Annotated in this window: 23 protein-coding genes, 1 other RNA gene and 1 pseudogene; 20 read left to right on the forward strand and 5 right to left on the reverse strand. The window is 73.2% G+C overall.

Translation table 11 applies throughout. The annotated features are described in order from the left end of the window. The 3 genes and pseudogenes from ACQZ2A_RS11455 to ACQZ2A_RS11465 form a co-directional block, all read left to right on the forward strand. Positions 1-530, forward strand: a pseudogene (locus tag ACQZ2A_RS11455) (hypothetical protein); the annotation flags it as partial. A 5-nt stretch (positions 531-535) separates the two neighbouring features. Beyond that, on the forward strand, positions 536-748 hold the full coding sequence (locus ACQZ2A_RS11460; RefSeq protein ID WP_430210944.1) for a hypothetical protein: 213 nt from the start codon (positions 536-538) through the stop codon (positions 746-748). A gap of 10 nt (positions 749-758) precedes the next feature. Further along, complete coding sequence (locus ACQZ2A_RS11465; RefSeq protein ID WP_430210947.1) at positions 759-1,100, forward strand: hypothetical protein; 342 nt, start codon at positions 759-761, stop codon at positions 1,098-1,100. Positions 1,101-1,322: 222 nt separating this feature from the next. Here ACQZ2A_RS11465 and ACQZ2A_RS11470 read toward each other — a convergent pair whose 3' ends face one another. Further along, positions 1,323-2,069, reverse strand: a complete 747-nt coding sequence (locus ACQZ2A_RS11470) for a FadR/GntR family transcriptional regulator (RefSeq protein ID WP_430210950.1) — start codon at positions 2,067-2,069, stop codon at positions 1,323-1,325. A gap of 154 nt (positions 2,070-2,223) precedes the next feature. Here ACQZ2A_RS11470 and ACQZ2A_RS11475 point away from each other — a divergent pair, with 154 nt between their 5' ends. The 11 genes from ACQZ2A_RS11475 (at position 2,224) to ACQZ2A_RS11525 (ending at position 12,385) form a co-directional block, all read left to right on the forward strand. Beyond that, the gene (locus ACQZ2A_RS11475; protein ID WP_430210952.1) at positions 2,224-2,751 is read left to right on the forward strand and encodes a gluconokinase; all 528 of its coding nucleotides are present in this window, start codon (positions 2,224-2,226) and stop codon (positions 2,749-2,751) included. Continuing rightward, complete coding sequence (locus ACQZ2A_RS11480) at positions 2,748-4,163, forward strand: GntP family permease (RefSeq protein WP_430210955.1); 1,416 nt, start codon at positions 2,748-2,750, stop codon at positions 4,161-4,163. The genes ACQZ2A_RS11475 and ACQZ2A_RS11480 overlap by 4 nt, the downstream gene beginning before the upstream one ends. Before the next feature lie 186 nt (positions 4,164-4,349). Beyond that, on the forward strand, positions 4,350-4,727 hold the full coding sequence (locus ACQZ2A_RS11485) for a hypothetical protein (RefSeq protein WP_430210957.1): 378 nt from the start codon (positions 4,350-4,352) through the stop codon (positions 4,725-4,727). A gap of 3 nt (positions 4,728-4,730) precedes the next feature. After that, positions 4,731-4,961 carry a hypothetical protein gene (locus tag ACQZ2A_RS11490; protein ID WP_430210960.1) on the forward strand — a complete coding sequence of 77 codons (231 nt, stop codon included), beginning with the start codon at positions 4,731-4,733 and terminating at the stop codon, positions 4,959-4,961. A 60-nt stretch (positions 4,962-5,021) separates the two neighbouring features. Continuing rightward, a complete protein-coding gene (prfB, locus tag ACQZ2A_RS11495; RefSeq protein ID WP_430210963.1) occupies positions 5,022-6,140 on the forward strand; it encodes a peptide chain release factor 2 in 1,119 nt (372 codons plus the stop codon). Between the two features lie 2 nt (positions 6,141-6,142). Further along, positions 6,143-6,640: a TY-Chap domain-containing protein gene (locus ACQZ2A_RS11500; RefSeq protein WP_430210966.1), complete on the forward strand. Its 498-nt coding sequence runs from the start codon at positions 6,143-6,145 to the stop codon at positions 6,638-6,640. A 122-nt stretch (positions 6,641-6,762) separates the two neighbouring features. Then, complete coding sequence (ftsE, locus tag ACQZ2A_RS11505) at positions 6,763-7,464, forward strand: cell division ATP-binding protein FtsE (RefSeq protein WP_430210969.1); 702 nt, start codon at positions 6,763-6,765, stop codon at positions 7,462-7,464. A 2-nt stretch (positions 7,465-7,466) separates the two neighbouring features. Beyond that, entirely contained in the window at positions 7,467-8,372 is a 906-nt protein-coding gene (gene ftsX / locus ACQZ2A_RS11510) for a permease-like cell division protein FtsX (protein ID WP_430210972.1), read from the forward strand. A 148-nt stretch (positions 8,373-8,520) separates the two neighbouring features. Continuing rightward, positions 8,521-9,867, forward strand: a complete 1,347-nt coding sequence (locus ACQZ2A_RS11515; RefSeq protein WP_430210975.1) for a peptidoglycan DD-metalloendopeptidase family protein — start codon at positions 8,521-8,523, stop codon at positions 9,865-9,867. A gap of 57 nt (positions 9,868-9,924) precedes the next feature. Beyond that, positions 9,925-10,416: an SsrA-binding protein SmpB gene (gene smpB, locus ACQZ2A_RS11520; protein WP_430210979.1), complete on the forward strand. Its 492-nt coding sequence runs from the start codon at positions 9,925-9,927 to the stop codon at positions 10,414-10,416. 1 nt (position 10,417) lies between these two features. After that, the gene (locus ACQZ2A_RS11525) at positions 10,418-12,385 is read left to right on the forward strand and encodes a DUF2207 domain-containing protein (protein WP_430210982.1); all 1,968 of its coding nucleotides are present in this window, start codon (positions 10,418-10,420) and stop codon (positions 12,383-12,385) included. Between the two features lie 78 nt (positions 12,386-12,463). Here ACQZ2A_RS11525 and ACQZ2A_RS11530 read toward each other — a convergent pair whose 3' ends face one another. Both ACQZ2A_RS11530 and ACQZ2A_RS11535 read right to left on the reverse strand, forming a co-directional pair. Beyond that, positions 12,464-12,637 (reverse strand): CsbD family protein, encoded by a 174-nt coding sequence (locus ACQZ2A_RS11530; RefSeq protein WP_430210985.1) that lies wholly within the window; start codon positions 12,635-12,637, stop codon positions 12,464-12,466. Between the two features lie 162 nt (positions 12,638-12,799). Next, on the reverse strand, positions 12,800-16,183 hold the full coding sequence (locus ACQZ2A_RS11535; RefSeq protein ID WP_430210988.1) for a pyruvate carboxylase: 3,384 nt from the start codon (positions 16,181-16,183) through the stop codon (positions 12,800-12,802). A gap of 189 nt (positions 16,184-16,372) precedes the next feature. On the opposite strand from ACQZ2A_RS11535, the gene ACQZ2A_RS11540 reads away from it, so the two are divergent. Next, positions 16,373-16,891 (forward strand): hypothetical protein, encoded by a 519-nt coding sequence (locus ACQZ2A_RS11540; protein ID WP_430210991.1) that lies wholly within the window; start codon positions 16,373-16,375, stop codon positions 16,889-16,891. A gap of 135 nt (positions 16,892-17,026) precedes the next feature. Beyond that, positions 17,027-17,394: a transfer-messenger RNA gene (gene ssrA / locus ACQZ2A_RS11545) on the forward strand. 66 nt (positions 17,395-17,460) lie between these two features. Here ssrA and ACQZ2A_RS11550 read toward each other — a convergent pair. Further along, positions 17,461-18,075 carry a hypothetical protein gene (locus tag ACQZ2A_RS11550; protein ID WP_430210993.1) on the reverse strand — a complete coding sequence of 205 codons (615 nt, stop codon included), beginning with the start codon at positions 18,073-18,075 and terminating at the stop codon, positions 17,461-17,463. Next, positions 18,072-18,698 carry an SIMPL domain-containing protein gene (locus tag ACQZ2A_RS11555; RefSeq protein ID WP_430210995.1) on the reverse strand — a complete coding sequence of 209 codons (627 nt, stop codon included), beginning with the start codon at positions 18,696-18,698 and terminating at the stop codon, positions 18,072-18,074. The genes ACQZ2A_RS11550 and ACQZ2A_RS11555 overlap by 4 nt, the downstream gene beginning before the upstream one ends. A gap of 83 nt (positions 18,699-18,781) precedes the next feature. Here ACQZ2A_RS11555 and ACQZ2A_RS11560 point away from each other — a divergent pair, with 83 nt between their 5' ends. The 4 genes from ACQZ2A_RS11560 to ACQZ2A_RS11575 all read left to right on the forward strand — a co-directional run bounded on the left by ACQZ2A_RS11560 (position 18,782) and on the right by ACQZ2A_RS11575 (position 23,461). Further along, positions 18,782-20,212: an NAD-dependent malic enzyme gene (locus ACQZ2A_RS11560; protein WP_430210997.1), complete on the forward strand. Its 1,431-nt coding sequence runs from the start codon at positions 18,782-18,784 to the stop codon at positions 20,210-20,212. Then, a complete protein-coding gene (locus ACQZ2A_RS11565) occupies positions 20,209-20,607 on the forward strand; it encodes a VanZ family protein (RefSeq protein WP_430210999.1) in 399 nt (132 codons plus the stop codon). The genes ACQZ2A_RS11560 and ACQZ2A_RS11565 overlap by 4 nt, the downstream gene beginning before the upstream one ends. Positions 20,608-20,822: 215 nt before the next feature. Continuing rightward, the gene (locus ACQZ2A_RS11570; RefSeq protein WP_430211002.1) at positions 20,823-22,904 is read left to right on the forward strand and encodes a DEAD/DEAH box helicase; all 2,082 of its coding nucleotides are present in this window, start codon (positions 20,823-20,825) and stop codon (positions 22,902-22,904) included. Continuing rightward, complete coding sequence (locus ACQZ2A_RS11575) at positions 22,901-23,461, forward strand: YqgE/AlgH family protein (RefSeq protein ID WP_430211005.1); 561 nt, start codon at positions 22,901-22,903, stop codon at positions 23,459-23,461. The genes ACQZ2A_RS11570 and ACQZ2A_RS11575 overlap by 4 nt, the downstream gene beginning before the upstream one ends. Positions 23,462-23,477: the final 16 nt, after the last annotated feature.

A 23,477-nucleotide genomic window follows, 5' to 3' on the forward strand; every position in this document is an offset into this window, starting at 1 on the left:
AGCCGGCCGAGGACGTCGACGACCACGCGTGGACCATGGCCGTCGTCAGCCCCGGGTTCTCCGTCTCCGGCACCCACCTCCCGAACCTCGGCTGGGTCGACCCCGCCACCTTGGCCAACCTCCTCAAGCTCCTGCCGATGGAGGTCGCCCGCGCCGTGCTCGAAGCCGAGACCGGCACCCTGGCCTCCTTGACCACCCACGCGTACAAGCCGACCAAGGCCATCACCGACTTCGTCAAGACCCGCGACGGGACCTGCCGGATGTGGGGCTGCATCAGGCCCGCCGAACGCTGCGACCTTGACCACGTCACGGCCTGGCCCGACGGCACCACCACGCCTACCTGCCTCGAAGACCTCTGCCGCAGACATCACCGGTTCAAGCAGCTCGGGCGCTGGCGCCCCGTCCTGTCACCCGACGGCACCGTCACCTGGCACGGCCCGAACGGGCGGACCCGCACCACTGAACCCCAGCACCGCCTGCCCTGGTCGACCACGGCAGTGGACCTCGGCAGCGCCACGGTGGGACGCTGACGGCCATGTCGACGACCAGGGCCCAGGGTGCCGCCGCCGGGACCGTTCTCGGGGGAGTGCTCGCGGTGCCGGCGCTGTTCGTGCTGGCCGTGGTGACCGGCGACCTCCCCGAGGCCGCGAGGACCTGGCTCTGGGTGGTCGTCCCCCTCTGCGCGCTGACGACGGCCCTCGGAGCCCTGGCCGTCAACGGGCCGTCGTCCCGTCCCCGGCGTCGGTAGCGTCGCCGGCATGGGCCGCCCCACCGATCGCCTCGCCGACCGTCTCCCCTCACGCCTGCGCGGCCGGTGGTGCATCGCCTCCACCGACAGCTTCCTCTCGATCGGCTCGCGCGGATCGGTCCTCTCGGTCGCCAGCATCGGGTCGGCCCTGAGCATCGGGAGCATCGGCTCGTTCGCGTCGGCGTTCAGCATCGGGTCCTCGATGAGCCTGCTCTCGGCCTTCTCGCACCAGAGCCGCGGCTCGCTCCTCAGCCACCAGAGCGACGCCAGCCTGCTCTCGGCGCAGAGCAAGCGCTCCGTGCTCTCCTACCGGGGCGCGCGCCGTCACCCGCGGATGCCCCCGCTGGACTGACCGCGTCCGGGCGTGATCGCGGGGCGGTCGGGCCCTGCTTCCCGACCGCCCCGCCGCCCCGGACACCGGCGCCCCTGCGCGCCGGCCCCGTCGGACCATCGGCGCGTGCGCCCCGCCAGAGGCACCCCGTGCGCCGACCGACCCGATGTCCGGGCCGTCGGGGGAGAGGAGTGCCCCACCGGGCGCCTGATACACACCCGCGAGAAAAGTTTCGAGAAGCCCTCAGGCGCCGGTGTCGTCCTCGGCGGCCGAGCGCACCGCGGCGCTCGCCTCGTCGATGATGGCCGCCATCGCCGCGCTCGCCGCCACCGCGTCGCCGGCGCCGATGGCCTGGGCGACGTCGGAGTGCAGCCGGATCGCCACCGGGTTCGGGCGGGCCGGCATCAGGTCGTGGTGCGTCCGGCCGGCCAGCACCTCACCGACCACGTCGGCCAGCGCGGCGAGCATCTCGTTCCCCGATGCCTCGAGCATCGTCGCGTGGAAGACCTGGTCGGCCGCGAGGTAGGCCTCGAGGTCCTGCGCCTTGGCCTGGACCTGCATCTCCATGACCGCGGCGGCCATCCGGGCACACTGCTCCGCCGTGGCACGCCGCGCCGCCAGCCCGGCGGCGACGGGCTCGAACCCCCGCCGCAGCTCGCCGAGCGAGAGCAGCTGCTCCTCGCGGCCGGGGCCGTCGAGCCGCCACCGGATGACGCGCGGGTCGAACACGTTCCAGGTCGTGCGCGGCCGGACGAGCACCCCGACGCGTCGACGGGTCTCGACCAGCCCCATTGCCGAGAGCACCCGCACCGCCTCACGGACCACCGAGCGCGAGACGCCGAAGCGCTCGTCGAGCCGGTCGATCCGCAGCACCGAGCCCTCGGGCGCCGCGCCCGAGACGATCTCCGCACCCAGGGCGTCGAGGACCCCGTCGTGCAGCCCGCCCCGTGCCGTGGGTCGTCCCGGGGTGGGGGCGTCGGGGGTGGCCATGGGCCCAGCGTGCCAGAGACCGGCGTATGGAGGCAGGATCCTCAACTGATCCGAGTTTCTAGATCGCGCCTCTTGATAAATAGGACTTAATGCTCCATCCTGATCGACGACCGCCCTCACCGAGGAGGGCCGCCCGACACAGGAGTCGCGCAGCATGACCACCACCGATCGCCCACCCCTCGTCGTCGTCATGGGGGTGTCCGGCTCCGGGAAGACCACCGTGGGTGCTGCGCTCGCCCAGCGGCTCCGGGTCCCGTTCGCCGACGCCGACGACTTCCACCCGCCCGAGAACGTCACCAAGATGTCGGCCGGCGTGCCGCTCACCGACGAGGACCGCGAGCCGTGGCTGCGCACCATCGCCGCCTGGCTCGACGCCCACTCCGCCGGCGGGGGAGTCGTCTCCTGCTCGGCCCTCAAGCGCTCCTACCGCGACCTGCTGCGTGAGCACGCGACCCACGCGTACTTCCTGCACCTCCACGGCGACCGCGACGTCATCGCCGCCCGGATGGCCGGCCGCCCCGGCCACTTCATGCCCGCCGCGCTCGTCGACAGCCAGTTCGCCACCCTCGAGCCGCTCGCCGACGACGAGATCGGCACCGCGCTCGACGTCAGCGCCCCCGTCGACGACCTCGTCGAGCAGTCCCTCCAGATCCTCGCCCCGAAGGACGGCACCCTCCGATGACCACCGACCTGCACAGCCTCCTGTTCCCCACGCTCGCCGCCGCCGACGAAGCCGCGCTGAACATCCCCGCGAGCCGGCTCATCCCCGCCGCGCTCCTCGGCATCGCCGTCATCGTCGTGCTCATCACGAAGTTCAAGATCCACCCGTTCCTCGGCCTGACCCTCGGGTCGCTGACCGTCGGGGCCGTCGCGGGTGTCCAGATGAGCACCGTCGTCGACTCCTTCACCAAGGGCTTCGGCTCCACCGCGGCCGGCGTCGGCACGCTCATCGCGCTCGGCGCGATGTTCGGCAAGCTGCTCGCCGACTCCGGTGGCGCCGACGAGATCGTCGACACCCTCATCGGCCGCTCCTCGGAGCGCACCCTCCCGTGGGCGATGGCCGGCGTCGGTGCGCTCATCGGGCTGCCGATGTTCTTCGAGATCGGCCTCGTCCTCCTGATGCCGGTCATCTTCCTCGTCGCCCGGCGCGCCCAGGTCTCCATCGTCAAGGTCGGCATCCCCGCCCTCGCCGGCCTCTCCGCGATGCACGGCCTCGTGCCGCCGCACCCCGGGCCGCTCGTGGCCATCGACGCGCTCAAGGCCAACCTCGGCATCACGCTCGGGCTCGGCGTGCTCGTCGCCATCCCGACCATCGCCGTCTCCGGACCGCTGTTCGCCCGCTTCGCCGGCCGCTGGGTCGACGTGCCCGCCCCGGCGCTCTTCGAGACCGGCGCCGAGGGTGCCGCCGAGGGCGAGACCCGTTCCCGCAGGCCGTCGTTCGGCACCACGCTGTTCGCCGTCCTCACGCCGGTCGTCCTCATGATGGGCAAGGCGCTGGCCGACATCTTCGCCGCCGAGGACACCCCGGTCCGCACCGTCCTCGACTTCGTCGGCACGCCGATCATCGCCCTGCTCATCGCCGTGCTCGTCGGGATGGCCACCCTCGGCCGCGGCGCCGGCATGGACCTCAAGGCGATGGGCAAGAGCCTCGAGGCCTCGCTGCCGCCGATCGCCGGCATCCTCCTCATCGTCGCCGCCGGCGGTGGCTTCAAGCAGACCCTCGTCGACACCGGCATCGGCGAGCTCGTCGCTGACTGGGTGCGCACGAGCGGCATCTCGGTGCTCCTGCTCGCCTGGGTCGTCGCCGTCCTCATCCGCCTCGCCACGGGATCGGCCACGGTCGCCACGGTGACCGCGTCGGGCATCCTCGCCCCGCTCGCCGCCGGGATGCCGGCCGCCGAGGTCTCGCTGCTGGTCCTCGCCATCGGCGCCGGGTCGGTGTTCTTCAGCCACGTCAACGACGCCGGGTTCTGGCTCGTCAAGGAGTACTTCGGCCTGAGCGTCGGCCAGACCCTCAAGTCGTGGTCCGCGATGGAGACGCTGCTCTCGGTCACCGGCCTCGTCGTCGTCCTGCTCGTCGGCCTCGTCGTCTAGCCGACCTCCCGGCTCGGCGCCCGGCCCCTGACCCGCGACCTCGCAGGTCAGGGGCCGTCGCATGGCTCGACCGGGCCATGGCGCCATCCGCCGGCCGCTGGGACGCTGAGAGCGGGCCGCCGGGCCCGCCACTGTCGGGGTGGCGAGGCGACATCGAGCGGGCCACTGCGGGGAAGGGGTGGCGTGATGGACAAGGCGGCCATGTGGGTCAGGGGACTGCTGACCCTTCTGCTGCTGGGGCTCGCGGTCTGGTGGCTCACGCTCGTCGCGCGGGAGATGTCCACGGCGCCGACGGTCGGCAAGGACGGCAAGGTGCTGCTCGACGAGTTCCAGCGCGCCAAGGACATCCTCCTCGTCGTGCTGCCCCTGCTCACTACCGCTCTCGGCTACTGGTTCGGGGCGGCCGGCAAGGAGAAGGCCGAGGAGGGCAAGGCCAAGGCCGAGGCGACGGCGGAGCAGAAGGCCCAGCAGCTCGACAGCGTCCTCGACGCCGCGCCACAGGGCGTCCTCAAGGACGCGAAGGACAAGCACCCCGAGGCGTTCGGCCTCCCGCGGAAGGGCTGACCCATGCTCCAGCACACCGATGACGACGGTGCTCTCAGCGTCTTCGCCAGTAAGGACCAGGTCCTCATCGCCTGCGCCAAGGGCCACTACTGGTTGCTGGACGCCACCCAGCACCAGGTGTCCGAGGAGGCGGACGGCGAGTCCGGCGGTCGTCGCCCGCCCGGGAGCCGCGGCATCGCGGAGCTGTCCGCAGACTTCGGACCGGCCGTGGCGCGGGGTCTCGGCCTCACGTGACCTCGCGGAGGCCACCCGGGGCGGACCCGGCCCTCGCGCGCTCCCGTAGGCTTGCCCCTCGTGGCCACCGACTTCACCCAGGAGATCAAGGACCTGCGCAGCACGATGGCGTCGGTCCGGGAGGTCACCGACCTCACCAAGCTCGAGCAGCAGATCGCGGACTTCGAGCAGCAGGCCGCCGACCCCGGTCTCTGGGACGACCAGGAGCGCGCCCAGCAGGTGACCTCCGGGCTCTCCCGCGCCAAGGCCGAGCACGACCGCGTCACCGGCATGGACGCGCGCATCGACGACCTCGAGGCGCTCGTCGAGATGGGTCAGGAGGAGAACGACGCCGAGACCCTCGCCGAGGCCGAGAAGGAGCTCGTGACGGTCCGCAAGGCGGTCGGCGAGCTCGAGGTCCGCACCCTGCTCTCCGGCGAGTACGACGAGCGCGCGGCCGTCGTCACCATCCGCGCCGGCGCCGGGGGAGTGGACGCCGCCGACTTCGCCGAGATGCTCATGCGCATGTACCTGCGCTGGGCCGAGCGCCACGGCTACCCCGTCAAGGTCCTCGACACCTCCTACGCCGAGGAGGCCGGCCTGAAGTCGGCCACCTTCGAGGTCGACACCCCCTACGCCTACGGCAACCTCAGCGTCGAGGGCGGCACCCACCGCCTCGTGCGGATCAGCCCGTTCGACAACCAGGGCCGCCGGCAGACGAGCTTCGCCGCCGTCGAGGTCGTGCCCCTCATCGAGGGCACGGACACCATCGAGATCCCCGAGAACGACCTGAAGATCGACGTCTTCCGCTCCAGCGGGCCCGGCGGGCAGTCGGTCAACACCACCGACTCCGCGGTCCGGATGACCCACATCCCCACCGGCACGGTCGTCTCGATGCAGAACGAGAAGTCCCAGATCCAGAACCGCGCCGCGGCCCTGCGCGTCATGCAGTCCCGCCTGCTCCTGCTCAAGAAGGCCGAGGAGGCCGCCGAGCGCAAGGAGCTCGCCGGCGACGTCAAGGCCAGCTGGGGCGAGCAGATGCGCTCCTACGTCCTCCACCCCTACCAGATGGTCAAGGACCTGCGCACCGAGCACGAGGTCGGCAACACCCCCGCGGTCTTCGACGGCGACATCGACGCCTTCATCGAGGCCGGCATCCGCTGGCGCATCGCCCAGGACAAGGCCGCGGCCGAGGGCTGAGCGTGAGCGCCGAGCCGACCGCGGCCTCCGGGCCCACCACCTGGGCCGCCTGGGAGGACGCCGTCGTCGACGCCGTGCGCGCCCTGCCCGACGACGGCTCGCTCGTTCTCGTCGCACCCCGCGTGCACACCCGGATGGCCCGCCCCGCCGGCGCCGGACGCCTCGCACGGCTGCTGGGCGGCCGCAAGCGCCCGGTCACCCCGTCGGTCCGGCTGGTGCGCGCCGAGGACCACCTGCGCGGCCACTGGGTCGGCGCCGTGGCGCTCGGCGGCACCTTCCCGTGGACCCCGGCCGAGGTCGACGCCGTGCTCGCCGCCGGCTGGCACCGCCCGACGGTCGGGGACGGCGAGGACTTCGTCCGCTTCTGGCCCGACGACGTCCCCTCCGGTCCCTACCTGCCCGAGGCCGATGCCCGCCGCGCCGCCGCCGCGCTCGCCGACACCTTCCGCACCGTCCTCGCCGTCGACGAGGACGACCTGCCGGCCCTGCGGCCGGCCTGAGCACGGGAACGCGCCGAGGTCGAGGCCCTCACCGGGATCCGCAGGTCGCCGACCTATCCTCGATGCTGCCGTGGGTGCGCCCCGCGGTCCCTGCCCCCGAGCCGTGAGGCCAGCCCCACCGCATGATCCGCTTCGAGAACGTCACGAAGGTCTACCCCCGGTCGACCCGTGCCGCCGTCGACGACGTCTCGGTCGACATCGACCGCGGCGAGTTCGTCTTCGTCGTCGGCCCCTCCGGCTCCGGCAAGTCGACGATGCTGCGCCTCGCCCTGCGCGAGGAGGCCGCCACGACCGGCCTGGTCCTCGTCGCCGGCCACGACCTCGGCACCATGCCGATGCGCCAGGTGCCGCGCCTGCGCCGCGAGATGGGTGCGGTCTTTCAGGACTTCCGGCTGCTGCCCAACAAGACCGTCCACGAGAACGTCGCCTACGCGCTGCAGGTCATCGGCAAGCCGCGCCACGCCATCCGCCAGCTCGTGCCCGAGACCCTCGAGATGGTCGGCCTCGCCGGCAAGGAGAAGCGCTTCCCGCACCAGCTCTCCGGCGGTGAGCAGCAGCGCGTGGCCATCGCCCGCGCCGTCGTCAACCGGCCGCAGATCCTCCTGTGCGACGAGCCCACCGGCAACCTCGACCGGGCCATCAGCCTCGACATCGTCCGGCTCCTGGACCGCATCAACCGGACGGGGACCACCATCGTCATGGCCACGCACGACCACGACATCGTCAACGAGCTCCGCCGACGCGTCCTCCAGCTCGAGGACGGGCGGGTGGTCCGCGACGAGCAGGACGCCTCGTACCACCAGAGCCCGGACGAGGAGGCCTGAGCATGCAGGCACGCTTCCTGGCCTCCGAGGTCGGCTCCGGCCTCCGCCGCAACGTCTCGATGGCCGTCTCGGTCGTCCTCGTCACGATGGTCTCGATGTTCCTCCTCGGCCTCGGTCTGCTCGCCCAGCGCCAGGCCGACACCATGAAGGGCTACTGGTACGACCGCATCCAGGTCTCGATCTACCTGTGCACCGCGGACTCGCTCCAGCCCAACTGCGAGAACACCGCGGTCACCGACGCGCAGAAGGCGGCCCTGCAGTCCCAGCTCGAGGCGCTGCCCGAGGTCAAGCAGGTCTTCTACGAGTCCGAGCAGGAGGCCTTCGACCGGTTCAAGCAGCAGTTCCGCAACAGCCCGATCGCCGGCAACGTCCAGGTGGGCGACATCCCGCAGAGCCTGCGCGTGCAGCTGAAGGACCCGACCAAGTTCGAGGTCGTCACGACCCAGTTCGAGAACGCGCCCGGCGTGGCCACGGTGCAGGACCAGGAGAAGGTCCTGTCGAAGTTCTTCACGATCATCACGTACATCACCGTCTTCGCGGTCTTCCTCGCCGCGCTCATGGCGGCCTGCGCGGCCCTGCTGATGGCGACGACGATCCGGCAGGCGGCGTTCATCCGGCGCCGCGAGATCGGCATCATGCGGCTGGTGGGAGCCTCGAACTGGACGATCCGGGCGCCCTTCGTCTCGGAGATGGTCATCGTCTCCGGGGTCGGGGTGCTCCTCGCCGTGGGGCTGCTCGTCGCGCTGACGAAGTACGTGTTCACCGAGGGCGCCAGCCAGATCGCCCTGTCCCAGGCCTTCATCGGCGTCTCCGACGTGTGGCTGCTCGCGCCGTGGATGCTCGGCGGGGTGGTGCTCATCGCGGTGGGCACGAGCCTGGTCACGCTGCGGCGCTACCTCCGGGTCTGACCCGCTCCCGCCCGCCCCGGTCCCCGCGAAAGCGGGACGCGGCGGCCGCCGGACTGAGAGACTCCTGGGGCACGGGTGACCTCCCGTGACGGCCTCTTCCGCCCGTCGGCTGGGCAAACCGGTGTGAATCGTGTTACCAATGGTGATCATGGGACGACCTGACCGCGTGCACACCGCTGCCTCCCGCCGGGTGCTCGGCTCCCTCGCGGCCCTCGTGTGCGCCGCCGGGGTGGTCACGGTCGCCGCGCCCTCCGCGCCCGCCGCCAGCGACCCGGGCGACCAGAAGCGCTCGGTCGACCGCAAGATCGACAAGCTCGAGGACCACCTCGACGACACCAGCGCGGCGCTGAGCAAGGCCTACAAGAACCTCAGGGCGACCCAGGACAAGCTCCCCGCCGCGCGCGACGCCCTCGAGAAGGCCCGCTCGGCCGCCGACGCCGCGGACGCGGCCGAGGCCGCCGCGACCCAGGCCCTCGAGGTGGCCCGGGCCAACGAGTCCAAGGCGCAGAAGGACCTCGAGAAGGCCACCGCCGAGGTCGCGACCGGCCGCAAGCGGATGGCCCAGTTCGCCGCCCAGATCTACCAGCAGCAGGGCTTCGGCCAGCTCGACGTCGCCCTGTCCAGCACGCAGCCGCAGGAGTTCGCCGACCGGCTCGCCATGGTCGACACCGTCCTCGACGTCCAGAACCGGACGATGGAGCGGCTGACCACCGAGCGGGCCGGCCTCACCGCCCTCGAGGACCACCTCTCCGCGCTGCGGGCCGACTCCGTGCGCCGCCAGAAGGAGGCCGCCGCCGCGCTCCAGCGCGCGACCGCCGCCCGCGAGGCCGCCACGAAGGCGCAGGCCGACCTCCAGGCGCTGGCCGCCAGCCAGGACAAGCAGGCCCAGGGCTACGAGGACCAGCTCGCCGCCGACAAGGCGCAGCTCGCGTCGATGAAGGCCGAGGCCGCCCGCCTCCAGAAGATCCTCGCCGCGCGCGCCGCGGCCGCCCGCGCCAAGGCCGCGGCCGAGGCCAAGAAGCACCCCAAGCCCGGGCGCGGCAACAGCGGGGGCGGCAGCTCCTCCGGCGGCGGCAGCTCCACCGGCTCCGGCGTGCTCAGCCGCCCGGTCCGCTCCGGATGGGTCAGCTCCGAGTTCGGCATGCGCTTCCACCCGATCTACCACTACTGGAAGCTGCACTCTGGGCGCGACTACGCGGTCAACTGCGGCACCCCGGTCTACGCGGCCGCCGGCGGCACGGTCATCTCGGCCGGCTGGGGCGGCGGCTACGGCAACCGCATCGTCATCGACCACGGCCTCGAGCGCGGTGTCGGCCTCGCCAGCACGTACAACCACCTGTCGAGCATCTCGGTCGGTGGCGGCCACGTGAGCCGCGGCCAGCTCATCGGCTACAGCGGCACCACCGGCACCTCCACCGGCTGCCACCTGCACTTCGAGACGCTCGAGGACGGCAACTTCGCCGACCCGCGGAAGTGGCTCAACACCCTGTCCTGACCCCGGCGCCGGGAATCCCCGGCGCGGGCGCGCGGACCGGACGGTAGCCTCCCTGTCGTGGCCAAGGACAGCGGGAAGACCCCGGGGACCAAGCTCGTGGCGAGCAACCGCAAGGCCCGTCACGACTACCACGTCGAGGACACCTACGAGGCCGGCATGGTGCTCATGGGCACCGAGGTCAAGGCGCTGCGGATGGGCCGGGCCTCCCTCGTCGACGGGTGGGCCGGCTTCGACCGCGACGACGAGCTGTGGCTCGAGGGCGTGCACATCCCCGAGTACGTCAACGGCACGTGGACCAACCACACCCCGCGCCGGCGCCGCAAGCTCCTCCTGCACCGCCGCGAGCTCGACAAGATCGCCCAGGCCACCCGCGAGTCCGGGTACTCCGTCGTCCCCCTGAGCCTGTACTTCAAGGAGGGGCGGGCCAAGGTCGAGATCGCGATCGTCAAGGGCAAGAAGGACTACGACAAGCGGCAGACGCTGCGGGAGCGCCAGGACCGCCGCGAGGCCGACCGCGCCATCGCCGCCCGCCGGCGCGGCGAGGACTGACGTGCCACGCAGCGGGCGGCGCGCGGCCGCCGGGCTCGTCGCGGCCCTGGGCCTGCTCTGGATGTGCGTGCTCCCGGCGGCTGCCGCACCGGCAGCGTCCGCGGTCCCGGGGGAGCGGGTCGGCGCGTGGGGCGGGTCGGTGGGCACGTCGCTCGTCACCGAGGAGCAGGCCGACAGCCTGCACACGAGCATCGAGGCCCAGCCCGACGGGTCGGTGGTCGTCACCGAGCGGATCACCTGGCGCTTCCCCGAGGGGGAGGACCGGCACGGCATCTACCGCCTGGTCCGCGTCCGGGCCGGCTACCAGGACAGCGACACGCAGTACCGGTACTACGAGCTCTCGGGCATCGAGGTCACCTCGCCGTCCGGGGCCCCGACCGACCTCACCGTCGAGGACTACGGCGCCGACCGCCGCATCCGCATCGGGAGCCCCTCGGAGACGGTCAGCGGCACGGCCCAGTACGTCGTGCGCTACCGCCTGGCCCACCTCGTCAACGACATCGGGGACGGCACGGCCGAGGTCTTCTACGACGTCGTCAGCACGGCGAACGGCTTCCCGCAGAGGGATGTCCGCGCCGACGTCACCGGGCCGGCCGCCATCACCAAGGCGGCCTGCTTCCACGGCCCCTTCGGCTCCACGGACAGCTGCCCGGCGACGCCGGGGGAGAGCGCGACCTACGAGGTGCCCGACCTCGAGGCGGAGGAGGGTGCCTCGGTCGTCGCCTCGTTCCCGCGCGACGCGTTCCAGGACCTCACCCCCGACCTGCGCGAGGGCGACGTCGAGAGCAGCGACGGCAGCCTCGTGAGCCCCGGGGTCGCCCGCACGGTCGGTGCCCTGACCATCGGGACCGGGCTCCTCGTGCCGCTGGCCGCCGGGTCCCTCATGGGGCTGCTCGTGTGGTCCCGCGGCCGCGACGAGCAGTACGCGGGGCTGACACCCGGGCTCTCACCCGGCCTCGGCCAGGACGTGCCCGTGGTCACCGGCGGCCCGGCGCCCACCGTGGCCGTGCAGTTCACCCCACCACCGGGCGTGCAGCCCGGGCTCGTCGGCACGATCATCGACGAGGAGGCCGGGCTCACCGACGTCACCGCGACGATCATCGACCTCGCCGTCCGCGGGCACCTCACCATCGCGCGCGAGGAACGGGCGATGCGCGGCGACGACTGGGTGCTCACCCGCACGGCGCCGCCCACCGGGTCCACGCCGCTCGCCCCCTACGAGCAGCTGCTGCTCGACGCCCTCTTCGCCGGGTCCGACCGCACCGAGCTGTCGTCCCTGAAGAACCGGTTCAAGCCGACCCTCGAGGCGGTGCAGCGCCTCATGTACGAGGAGGTCGTCGACCGGCGCTGGTTCCGCCGCAGCCCCGAGGCGCAGCGCTCGGGGTGGATGACCCTCGGGGCGCTCGTCGCCGGGCTGGGGGTCCTGGCCCTCTTCTTCCTCACCGGTCCGGCCTCCGCGCTCTTCGCCGACGCCGGGTTCCCGCTGAGCCCCGTGTGGGTGCTCGGCGGCGGGCTGGTCGTCGGCGGCCTGGTCGTGCGGGCCCTCGGCCGCCGGATGGCCGCTCGGACGGCGGAGGGCTCGGCGGTCCTGGCGCAGTCCCGCGGCTTCGAGCGCTACCTCGCGACCGCCGAGGCGAACCAGATCCGGTGGGAGGAGGCCCGCGACCTCTTCAGCCGCTGGCTGCCGTACGCCATCGTCTTCGGTCTCGCCGACCGGTGGGCCTCGGTCTTCGAGGAGGTCTCGGCCGCGGCGGCGGCCGCGGGCCACACCGTCCTCGCCCCGACCTGGTACGTGGGGCCCTGGACCGACGGCGGCTTCCACGGCGTCGCCTCGAGCATGGACTCCTTCTCCACCGTGGCCGCCGGCACCTTCGTGTCGACCCCGGGCTCGTCGGGCTCCTCCGGGTTCAGCGGGGGAGGCGGCTTCTCCGGCGGCGGTGGCGGCGGTGCCTCCGGCGGCAGCTGGTAGCGACCGGCACGAACGAACGGGCCGCCCCCGGTGGGGGCGGCCCGTCGTGGTTCCCCGGCGGGGCCGGGTGGTCCTGGGTCAGTTCTTGAAGGCGTCCTTGACGTTCTCGCCGGCCTTGTTGAGGTCGGCCTTCGTCTGGTCGGCGCGGCCCTCGGCCTCGAGGCGCTCGTTGTCGGTCGCCTTGCCGGCGGCCTCCTTGCTCTTGCCCGTCAGGTCGTCCTTGATGTTCTCGATCTTGTCGCCGAGGCCCATGAGGCTCTCCTCTCGTTCAAGGGTCGCGCACGCCCCGCCAGGAACGTGCCGCGCTGGTGTGACCACCCTAGGCACGCCCTGCGGGGGGTGGGGCTTTCGCACCGAGAAACTTTCGACAAACTTTCAACGCAGCAGGTGGAGCGAGGTGTCGAGGGTCCTGCCTCAGCTCGGTGCGACCACGAGGACGAGGTCGCCACCCTCGACCTGCTGGTGCCCGGCGATGGCGAGCCGCTCGACCGTGCCACCGGTCGGCGAGGTGATGCTCGCCTCCATCTTCATCGCCTCGATCGTCGCGACCACGCCGCCCGGCTCGACCGGGTCGCCCTCGGCCACCGTGGGAGTCACGACGCCGGCGAACGGCGCGGCCACGTGGCCCGGCGTGCCGGGGTCGGCCTTCTCGGCGGCCTTGGTCTCCGCCTCGACGGAGCGGTCGCGCACCTGGACCGGGCGGAACTGGCCGTTGAGGGTGCACATGACCGTGCGCATCCCCTGGCGGTCCGGGTCGCCGACCGAGCTGATGCCGAGGAGGAGCCGCTTGCCCGCCTCGATCTCGGCCTCGTACTCCTCGCCGTGCTCGAGGCCGTGGAGGAACTCGATGGTGCCGAGGACCGACAGGTCGCCGTACAGCTCGCGGGTCTCCTCGAACTCCTTCGTCGGCCCGGGGAAGAGGAGCTGGTTGAGGGTGCGCCGGGTGTCGGTGGCCAGGGCCGCCTCCTGCTCCTCGGTGAGCTCGGTGACGCGCGGCTTCGGCGTCCGCCCGTGCAGCGCCTTGGTGCGGAACGGCTCGGGCCAGCCGCCGGGCGGGTCGCCGAGCTCGCCGCCGAGGAAGCCGATCACCGAGTCCGGGATGTCGTAGCGGGTCGGGTTCTCCTCGAAGTCCTCCGGGTCGGCCCCGGCCCCGACGAGGGCGAGCGCGAGGTCGCCGACGACCTTGCTGCTCGGGGTCACCTTGACGAGGTGGCCGAGGATCCGGTCGGCCGCGGCGTACATGTCCTCGACGTCCTCGAACCGCTCGCCGAGGCCGAGCGCGATGGCCTGCTGGCGCAGGTTGGAGAGCTGGCCGCCGGGGATCTCGTGGAAGTAGACCCGCCCGGTGGGGGAGGCGAGCCCGGACTCGAACGGCGCGTAGAGCCGGCGCACGGCCTCCCAGTAGGGCTCGAGGGCGAAGACGGCGTCGATGTCGAGGCCGGTCTCGCGCTCTGTGCCGTCGGTGGCGGCGACGAGCGCGGACAGGCTCGGCTGGCTCGTCGTGCCCGACATCGTCGCGGTCGCCGCGTCGACGGCGTCGACCCCGGCGTCGATGGCCGCGAGCAGCGTGCCGACCTGGCCGCCGGCGGTGTCGTGGGTGTGCAGGTGCACCGGCAGGTCGAAGTTCTCGCGCAGCGCGGTGACGAGCCTCCGCGCCGCGGGGGCCCGCAGCAGCCCGGCCATGTCCTTGATGGCGAGCACGTGCGCGCCGGTCCCGACGATCTCCTCGGCGAGGCGCAGGTAGTAGTCGAGCGTGTAGAGCCGCTCGCCCGGGTCCATGAGGTTGCCGGTGTAGCAGAGGGCGACCTCGGCGACCGCGGTCCCGGTGTCGAGCACCGCGTCGACGGCGGGACGCATCTGCGAGACGTCGTTGAGCGAGTCGAAGATGCGGAAGACGTCCAGCCCGGTGCGCGCGGCCTCGTGGACGAAGGCGTCGGTGACCTTCGTCGGGTACGGGGTGTAGCCGACCGTGTTGCGCCCGCGCAGCAGCATCTGGAGGGGGACGTTCGGCATCGCCGCCCGGAGCAGGGCGAGCCGCTCCCACGGGTCCTCGTGCAGGAAGCGCAGCGCGACGTCGTAGGTGGCGCCGCCCCAGGCCTCCATCGAGAGGAGCTGGGGCGTCATCCGCGCGACGTGGCCGGCGACGGCCAGGAGGTCGCGGGTGCGCATCCGCGTCGCGAGCAGGCTCTGGTGCGCGTCGCGGAAGGTGGTGTCGGTGACGGGGACGTCGGTGCGCTCGCGCAGCTGTCGGGCGAACTCGGCCGGGCCGACGCGCAGCAGCAGGTCGCGGGAGCCGGGCGGGAGCGGTGCGTCGGTGTCGAGCGCCGGGAGCTTGGTGCGCGGCTCGAGGTGCGTGGTCGCCGGGCCGTGCGGCTGGTTCACCGTGACGTCGGCGAGGTACTGGAGCAGCTTGGTGCCGCGGTCGCCGCCCATCCGGGCCTCAAGCAGCTCGGGACGCTCGTCGATGAAGCCCGTGGTCGCCTCACCGCGCTGGAAGACGGGGTCGGCGAGCACCGCCTCGAGGAAGGGGATGTTCGTCGAGACGCCGCGGATCCTGAACTCCGCCAATGCCCGTCGCGCTCGGCGCACCGCCACGCCGAAGTCGCTGCCCCGACACGTGAGCTTCACGAGCATCGAGTCGAAGTGCGGGCTCACCTGCGCGCCGACGAACACGGTGCCGCCGTCGAGCCGCACACCGCCGCCGCCCGCCGAGCGGTAGACGGTGATCTGGCCGGCGTCCGGGCGGAACCCGTTCGCGGGGTCCTCGGTGGTGATGCGGCACTGCAGGGCGGCGCCCCGGGTGCGGATGTCCTCCTGGCGCAGCCCGAGGTCATCGAAGGTCTCGCCCGACGCGATGCGCATCTGCGACACGACGAGGTCGATGTCGGTGACCTCCTCGGTCACGGTGTGCTCGACCTGGATCCGCGGGTTCATCTCGATGAAGACGTAGCGGCCGTCCTCGCCGAGGAGGAACTCGACGGTGCCGGCGTTGCGGTAGCCGATCGACTCGGCGAAGCGCACCGCGTCGGCGCACATCCGGGCGCGGGTGTCGGGGTCGAGGTTCGGGGCCGGGGCGATCTCGACGACCTTCTGGTGCCGGCGCTGCACCGAGCAGTCCCGCTCGAAGAGGTGCAGCACGGTGCCGGTGCCGTCGGCGAGCACCTGGACCTCGATGTGCCGCGGCCGGACGACCGCCTCCTCGAGGTAGAGCGTGGGGTCGCCGAACGCGGCGTCGGCCTCGCGCTGGGCGGCCTCGAGCGAGTCCCGCAGCTGGGGGCGCTCGTCGACGCGGCGCATCCCGCGCCCGCCGCCGCCGGAGACGGCCTTGACGAACACGGGGAAGCCGATCTCCTCGGCCGCGGCGGCGAGGTCGTCGAGGTCGGTGGTCGGCTCCGCGCCGCGCAGGGTCGGCAGGCCGGCTTCACGGGCGGCTGCGATGGCCCGTGCCTTGTTGCCCGCGAGGTGCAGGGCCGAGGCGGGCGGCCCGATGAAGGTGATGCCCGCCGCCTCGCACGCCTCGGCGAGGTCGGGGTTCTCGGACAGGAACCCGTACCCGGGGTAGACGGCGTCGGCGCCGCACTCGACCGCGACCCGCACGATGTTGGCGTGGTCGAGGTAGGCCCGCACCGGGTGCCCCTGCTCGCCGATCTCGTAGGACTCGTCGGCCTTGAGACGGTGCTCGGAGGTGCGGTCCTCGTGGGGAAAGACGGCGACGGTCTTCGCGCCGAGCTCGGTGGCCGCGCGGAACGCCCGGACGGCGATCTCCCCGCGGTTGGCGACGAGGATCTTCTGGAACACGGGGACCTCCGGGTCGGCGGCGCGGCGTGCCCCAACCCTAGTGAGGGGGAGCGGCGCCGGCTCGTCCGTCCGGTGGACGGCACATCGTCCGTTCGGCCGTTTCGACCCGATCGGGCCCCACGTAGGGTGGCTGGTATGCACGGTCATCGCAGGGGACCGGCAGGTTCGGGGCGCTACCGCCGACTCCAGGTGGTCGCCGCGGCCTGTGCCGGGGTCGTCACGGTCGGGGGGCTCGTCGCCCTCCAGCCGGGCGGTCTGACGACCCTGCGCATCACCGAGTCCGACCCCTCGTTCCTGCGTCCCGACGGCACCGGGGGCGAGCCGCTGACCTCGGAGTCCGGGCGCACCGCGCCCCCCGCCGTCGGCGCCACCGCCACCCCGAGGGCCTCGCGCGTGCCGGACCCCGTCCCTGCACCGAGCGCGGCGGCCCCGGCGCCCTCCCCGAGCGCCGTCGCGCCCACGACCTCGAGCACCGTGCCGGTTCCGACATCGTCCACGCGGGTGCGGCCCTCCACGGCGCCGCGAACCACCCCCGCCACCCCGCCGCTCGAGCCCACCCCGACTCCCACCCCCACGCCGACACCCACCCCGACCGACAGCACCTCCTCCACCGACCCCGCGCCCTCCGGCGGCTCGCCGGACTCCTCGTCGGTGCCGGACACGTCGACGACGGGCGGCGACCCGACCGGGGCGGACGCCGCGGGCTGACCACGCCGGCCGAGCGCCGACCCCTGGTCGCGGGAACACGGTTGGGTGACCGGCCGTTGACCGGCATACTGGGCGTCCGGGACGTCTCGCACGGCCCGGTTGACAACTCGACAGCGTGGGAGTGGCCCCCTTCAGGGGGGTGATCGGTTTCGACATTGGTCGGATGTCCAGTGGGAAGCGGGTCGAGGACGCACGGTCATCTCGTACAACGCTCCGTGCAAACCAATAGGTGCCGATTCCAAGCGCACCGACTTCGCCCTCGCCGCCTGAGCGAGCCCGAAGTCCGTTGGCCTGAGCTCGATCTCGGCTCAGTAACCAGCGTCAGCTAGAGATCTTGCTGCGTCGTCATGTCGGGGGACGGCGCGGGACTCCTTCTCGACTGGGCCTGTCAGCGGACGTGTGCGCGCGAGCGCTGGGGCCGAGAAAATCCACAGCGCACTGCACCCGGAGAAGCCCTGGGCTGCCGTCAGTGGACGCGGGTTCGATTCCCGCCACCTCCACCACGCGGTGCACTCCCACACCTGTCGAGCGCGGCCCGGCCCCCACGGGGGCCGGGCCGTTCGTCGTGCTCAGGCCAGCTCGAGGCGGTAGTGGTCGCCGTCGCGGGCGAAGCCGAGGCGCTCGTAGTAGGGCGCGACCATCCCCGGAGCGGTCAGCACCCGCGTGAACCCGCGGTCCCGGAAGAGGCCGGAGCGCCGGAAGACGAACTCGCCCGGGGCGAAGTCGCGGAAGCGCGGGGTCACGTAGTCGAGCTCGACCTGCGCGGTGCCGTCGCCGGCGTCGCGGACGACGATGACGCCGGCGGTCTCGTCGCCGTGCTGCACGAGGTAGGTCGAGCGGCCCTCGCCGCCCGCCGCGCCGAACCCCGGGAAGAACCGCTCGATGTCCGTGCCGTGCACCGCGAGGAAGTGCCCCAGGTAGGAGTCGTCCTCGCGGACGGCGAGCACGGCGTAGGCCCGCTCGTCGCCGCGCTCGCGGAGCATCCGGGCGATGAAGTAGAGGTTGATGCCGGCGAGCACGATGTTCATCGCGACCATCGGCCAGACGTCGAGCAGCGCGTTGAACACGGTGAGGATGAGGCAGGCCACCGTGTTGAGCACGCGCAGCCGCAGGATGCGGGCCTGGAGCAGCGAGAAGACGAGCAGCGCCGAGCCGAACCAGCCGAGCGCGTCGAGCCAGGTCACGCCGGGCCCAGCGCGAAGCGGACGACCACCGTCGTGGACAGCGAGGACTCGCCGCCCTCGACGGGCACGCCGCCGCCGGCGTCGAAGGCGGCCAGGCGCATCTTCGGCTGTGGGCCACCGCCGCCGGGGGCCGCCTCCGTCAGCGACAGCACCGGACCGAGGGAGCGACCGGCGAGGTCGGCGTACTGCCGCGCTCGCGTGCTGGCGTCGGCGAAGGCCGCGGCCCGGGCGCGGACCATCAGCGGGCCGGGGTCGGCGACCTCGAGCGAGACGTTGTCGACCGCGAGGGCGTCGCCCGCCGCGCCGGCCAGGGCCGCGATGACGTCGCCCACCCGGCCGCGGTCGCGGACCCGCAGGCGGAGCGCCTGGTGGGCGGTGTACCCGACGACGCTCTGGCCCTCGCGGTCCCAGCGCGGGGAGACCCCCATCCCGGTGGTGCGCCGGTCGTGTTCTCCCACACCGTGGTCGGCGGCCGCGGCGATGGCGCCGTCGAGCCGGCCGGCCAGCGAGCCGAGAGCGGAGGCGACGTCGCGGGCGTCGACCTGGACGCGCACGTCGAGGACGACGACGTCCGGCCCGGCCGCGGCCGTCCCGGTCCCGATGACTTCCACGTGGTCCGACATGCGGGTCACTGTAGGGCGCGGGCGGGTCGCTCCACCACGGACCCGATTCGGGCTACCTGCCGGTACAGGGTTCAATCGACCCCATGCCCGCCGCACCCTCCATCGCCAACAGCGTCACCGTCCGGCTCGTCCTCCCCGCCCGGCCCACCGCCGTGAGCGAGATGACGAGCCTCATCGAGAAGGCCGGGGGAGTGGTCACCGGGCTCGACGTCACCGGCTCCGGGCACGCGCGCATGCGCGTCGACCTCACGATGCTCACCCGCGACCCCGACCACGCCGACGAGATCGTCGAGACGATGCGCACGGTCGAGGGCGTCGAGATCGGGAAGGTCTCGGACCGCACCTTCCTCATGCACCTCGGCGGCAAGCTGACCGTCGAGTCCAAGGTGCCGATCCGCTCGCGCGACGACCTCTCGCTCATCTACACGCCCGGCGTGGCCCGGGTCTGCACCGCCATCGCGAAGAACCCCGAGGACGCGCGGCGCCTCACCATCAAGCGCAACACCGTGGCGGTCGTCACCGACGGCACGGCCGTGCTCGGGCTCGGCGACATCGGCCCGCTCGCGGCGCTGCCGGTCATGGAGGGCAAGGCGGCGCTCTTCAAGCGGTTCGCCGACATCGACGCCTTCCCGATCTGCCTCGACACCACCGACACCGAGGAGATCATCCGCACCGTCAAGGCCATCGCTCCCGGGTTCGCGGGCATCAACCTCGAGGACATCTCCGCGCCGCGCTGCTTCGAGGTCGAGGCCCGGCTGCGCGAGGAGCTCGACATCCCCGTGTTCCACGACGACCAGCACGGCACCGCCATCGTCGCCCTCGCGGCGCTGCGGAACGCGCTGCGCGTGGTCGGCAAGCGGCTCGAGGACGTCCGGCTCGTGATGAGCGGCGCCGGCGCGGCGGGGACGGCCATCCTCAAGCTGATGCTGCACGCGGGGCTGCGCCACGTGGTCGTCACCGACGTCGACGGCGTCGTCCACCGGAACCGGGCCGACGTGCTCTCCGGCGACCACCCGAACCACGCCTGGATCGCGGCCAACACCAACCCCGACGACGTCACCGGCACGCTCGCCGAGGCAGTGGCCGGGGCCGACGTCTTCCTCGGGGTCTCGGCGCCGAACATCCTCTCGGAGGAGGCCGTGGCCTCGATGGCGCCCGACTCGGTCGTCTTCGCCATGGCCAACCCGGTGCCCGAGATCGACCCCGAGCTCGCCGCCCGGCACGCCGCCGTCGTCGCCACCGGCCGCTCGGACTTCGCGAACCAGATCAACAACGTGCTCGTCTTCCCCGGTGTCTTCCGCGGTCTCATCGACGCCGCGAGCAAGCACGTGACGATGGACGTCCTCCTCGCCGCCGCCGACGCCCTCGCCGGCGTGGTCACCGAGGAGGAGCTCAACGCGACGTACATCATCCCGAGCGTGTTCCACCCGGACGTCAGCACCGTCGTCGCCGACGCGGTGCGCCGGGCCGTCCGCTCCGACCCAGCGGCCGAGGCGGGTCCGGAGGACGCGTGAGCGCACCGGCCGGCCATGGACCGGTGGTGCGGCGCGCGCTGCTCGGTGCGCTCGGTGGGGCCGTGGTCCTCCAGCTCGTCGTCCTCTACCTGCCGAGGGACCCCGGCCCGCTGCCGTTCCCGCAGGCCGACAAGCTGGTCCACCTCGGCGTCTTCCTCCTGCCTGCCGCGCTCGGCCTGCTCGCCGGGCTGCCGGCGCGCTGGGTGCTGGGGCTGCTCGCGGGGCACGCCGTGCTCAGCGAGGTGGTCCAGGCGCTGGTGCTGCCGGCACGCAGCGGCGACCCCCTCGACACGATCGCCGACCTGCTGGGAGTCGCCCTCGGCGCGCTCCTCGCCCGTCTGCCGTGGGTCCGTCGGGCCGGCCGGCGGTCCGGGGCACCCGTCTCCCGCTGGTAGACTGGACCCTTCCCGCCGTGGTGGCGGACGCCTGGCCGCGTCCACCCCGTCGCACCCCGCGACCACCCCCCATCCCACCCGGCACCGCCGGTGACACCCCTGAAGTCGAACCGGCCACCCAGGACCACTGCCGGTCCGGAGACCCGTTGTACTCGCCCGTTCGCCACCGGCCGACGACGTGTCTGTCCGAACGTCCTCCCGATGACGAAACACAGGTGAACACCCCCATGCCCAAGAAGGCATCCGGGCCGAAGGCCCGTTGGACCGCTGCCCAGAAGGCGGAGAAGCGCAAGGGCCCGAAGAAGCCCCACCGTGGTCAGGCCACCGGCCGTCCCGGCTCGAGCACGCCCACGCGCTCCGGCGACGGCGAGGAGCGCGCCAAGCGCCCCCGCGCCGAGCGCTCGCCCCGCTGGGACCGCGAGGACCCCCGTCGCGGCGGCATGCCGTCCCGCGACGAGCGCCGCGAGCAGCGCCCGGAGCGCACCGAGCGCCCCCGGTTCGAGCGCGACGACCGTCCCCGCCGCGAGGAGCGCACCGACCGTCCGCGGTTCGAGCGCACCGAGCGCCCGCGGTTCCAGCGCGACGACCGTCCGCGCCGTGACGAGCGCACCGAGCGGAGCGACCGCCCGCGCGTCCAGCGCGACGACCGTCCCCGCCGTGACGAGCGCACCGAGCGGAGCGACCGTCCGCGGTTCGAGCGCGACGACCGCCCGGCCCGCACCGAGCGCCACGTCCACCGCCCGCACGACGAGCGGCCCCGCCGTGAGCGTGGCGACCGCCCGGTCCGCGACCGCGCCCCGCGTGTCGCCGACCCGGTGCGCCGCGACCGCCACGAGGGTCGTCACGCCGAGCGCCCGTGGGAGCGCGACGAGCGCCCCCGCACCTTCGAGGACGCCGAGGCCGAGCGCGCCGAGGCCGACACCTGGACCACGTACCGCTCGGCCGCGGCCGGTGGCCCGAAGAAGGTGACCGAGGACAACGGCTTCGCCGCCCTCGGCCTGCCCGAGCGGATCGTCGAGCGCCTCGCCCGCGACGGCATCACCGACCCGTTCCCGATCCAGGCCGCGACGATCCCGGACGCCATCGCCGGGCGCGACGTCCTCGGTCGGGGCCGCACCGGCTCGGGCAAGACCCTGGCCTTCGGCCTGCCGACCATCGCCCGCCTCGCTGCCGGCGACCGGCCGGAGCCGAAGCGACCCAAGGCGCTCGTGCTCGTGCCCACCCGTGAGCTCGCGATGCAGGTCAGCGACGCCCTCGAGCCGTTCGTCCACGTCACCGGCATCACCCACCGGCTCGTCGCCGGCGGGCTGTCCTACGAGCCGCAGATCAAGAGCCTGCAGCGCGGCGTGCACCTGCTCGTCGCGACGCCGGGCCGGCTCGTCGACCTCATGGACCGCGGTGCCGTCGACCTCGGCGGGGTCGAGGTCGCGATCCTCGACGAGGCCGACCACATGGCCGACATGGGCTTCGTGCCCGAGGTCACCGCGATCCTCGACGCCGTGCCCGACGGCGGCCAGCGCCTCCTCTTCTCGGCGACCCTCGACCGCGGCGTCGACACCCTCGTCGAGCGCTACCTCGTCGACCCGGTGACGCACTCGACCGACGACGCCCAGGCGGCGGTCACCACGATGAGCCACCACGTGCTCCTCATCGACCCGCAGGACAAGAAGGCCCTGACCGCCGAGCTCGCCGGTCGCCCCGGCCGCTCGGTCGTCTTCGCCCGGACCCAGCTCGGGGCCGAGCGCATCGCCGGGGAGCTCCGCGGCCGCGGGGTCCTCGCGGCGGCGCTGCACGGCGGCCTGTCGCAGAACGTCCGCAACCGCGTCCTCGGCGCCTTCCGCGACGGGAAGATGCCCGTCCTCGTCGCCACCGACGTCGCCGCGCGCGGCATCCACGTCGACGACATCGGGATGGTCATCCAGGTCGACCCGCCGACGGACCACAAGGACTACCTGCACCGCGCCGGCCGCACCGCCCGCGCGGGGGAGGAGGGCGCGGTCGTGATGCTCGCGCTCCCGCACCAGCGCAAGATGGTCACCCGCATCATCGAGAACGCCGGCGCCGAGGCCATCACGGCCAAGGTCGCCCCCGGTGACCCGGTGATGTCCGCGCTCGGCGGCGTGGCGCCCTCCGGGGTGCCCGTGCCCGACGAGGTGTGGCGCCCCATCCTCGAGGCCCAGCCGCGCCCGCGACGGGGTGGCCGGCCGGGTGGTCCGCGCGGCGGGCGACCGCAGCGTGGCGGAGGTGCGCCGAGGTCCGGCCGTGGCGGCGGTCGCGGAGGCAGAATGGGCGCGTGAGCGCGTCCCACACCACCGGGAAGCTCCTCGTCGCGACCCCGCAGATCGAGGAGGGCGTCTTCCACCGCAGCGTCGTCCTCGTGCTGCACCACGGCGACGACGGCGCGCAGGGGCTGGTCCTCAACCGGCCGATCGAGGCCGGTATCGACACCGTGCTGCCCGGATGGGAGGAGCACGCCAGCTCGCCCGCGACGATGTTCCAGGGCGGGCCGGTGCAGCTGGACTCCGCGCTCGGCCTCGTCGCGGTGCCGGGGGACGACCCCGACCCCACGGGCGTGCGCCGGCTCTTCGGGGCGGTGGCCCTGGTCGACCTCGACACCCCGCCGGTCCTCGTGGGCCCGGGCCTCACCGGGCTGCGCATCTTCGCCGGCTACGCGGGATGGGCGCCGGACCAGCTCGAGGAGGAGATCGCGACCGGGTCGTGGTTCGTCGTCGACGGCGAGAGCGGCGACGCCTTCACCGACCACCCGGTCGACCTCTGGCACCGCGTCCTGCGCCGCCAGCCGGACCCGCTGCGCTGGATGGCCTGGTACCCGCCGGACCCCTCGCTCAACTGAGCCCGGCGTAGGCTCG

It is taken from the genome of Phycicoccus avicenniae, assembly GCF_050496545.1.
In the GTDB taxonomy this organism is placed as follows: Bacteria; Actinomycetota; Actinomycetes; order Actinomycetales; family Dermatophilaceae; genus Phycicoccus; species Phycicoccus avicenniae_A.

Coding starts and splice junctions, on each gene's coding strand:
- ACQZ2A_RS11460 (WP_430210944.1), top strand. CDS start 536: ATGTCGACGACCAGGGCCCAGGGTGCCGCCGCCGGGACCGTTCTCGGG.
- ACQZ2A_RS11465 (WP_430210947.1), top strand. CDS start 759: ATGGGCCGCCCCACCGATCGCCTCGCCGACCGTCTCCCCTCACGCCTG.
- ACQZ2A_RS11470 (WP_430210950.1), bottom strand. CDS start 2,069: ATGGCCACCCCCGACGCCCCCACCCCGGGACGACCCACGGCACGGGGC.
- ACQZ2A_RS11475 (WP_430210952.1), top strand. CDS start 2,224: ATGACCACCACCGATCGCCCACCCCTCGTCGTCGTCATGGGGGTGTCC.
- ACQZ2A_RS11480 (WP_430210955.1), top strand. CDS start 2,748: ATGACCACCGACCTGCACAGCCTCCTGTTCCCCACGCTCGCCGCCGCC.
- ACQZ2A_RS11485 (WP_430210957.1), top strand. CDS start 4,350: ATGGACAAGGCGGCCATGTGGGTCAGGGGACTGCTGACCCTTCTGCTG.
- ACQZ2A_RS11490 (WP_430210960.1), top strand. CDS start 4,731: ATGCTCCAGCACACCGATGACGACGGTGCTCTCAGCGTCTTCGCCAGT.
- ftsE (WP_430210969.1), top strand. CDS start 6,763: ATGATCCGCTTCGAGAACGTCACGAAGGTCTACCCCCGGTCGACCCGT.
- ftsX (WP_430210972.1), top strand. CDS start 7,467: ATGCAGGCACGCTTCCTGGCCTCCGAGGTCGGCTCCGGCCTCCGCCGC.
- ACQZ2A_RS11515 (WP_430210975.1), top strand. CDS start 8,521: ATGGGACGACCTGACCGCGTGCACACCGCTGCCTCCCGCCGGGTGCTC.
- ACQZ2A_RS11530 (WP_430210985.1), bottom strand. CDS start 12,637: ATGGGCCTCGGCGACAAGATCGAGAACATCAAGGACGACCTGACGGGC.
- ACQZ2A_RS11555 (WP_430210995.1), bottom strand. CDS start 18,698: ATGTCGGACCACGTGGAAGTCATCGGGACCGGGACGGCCGCGGCCGGG.
- ACQZ2A_RS11560 (WP_430210997.1), top strand. CDS start 18,782: ATGCCCGCCGCACCCTCCATCGCCAACAGCGTCACCGTCCGGCTCGTC.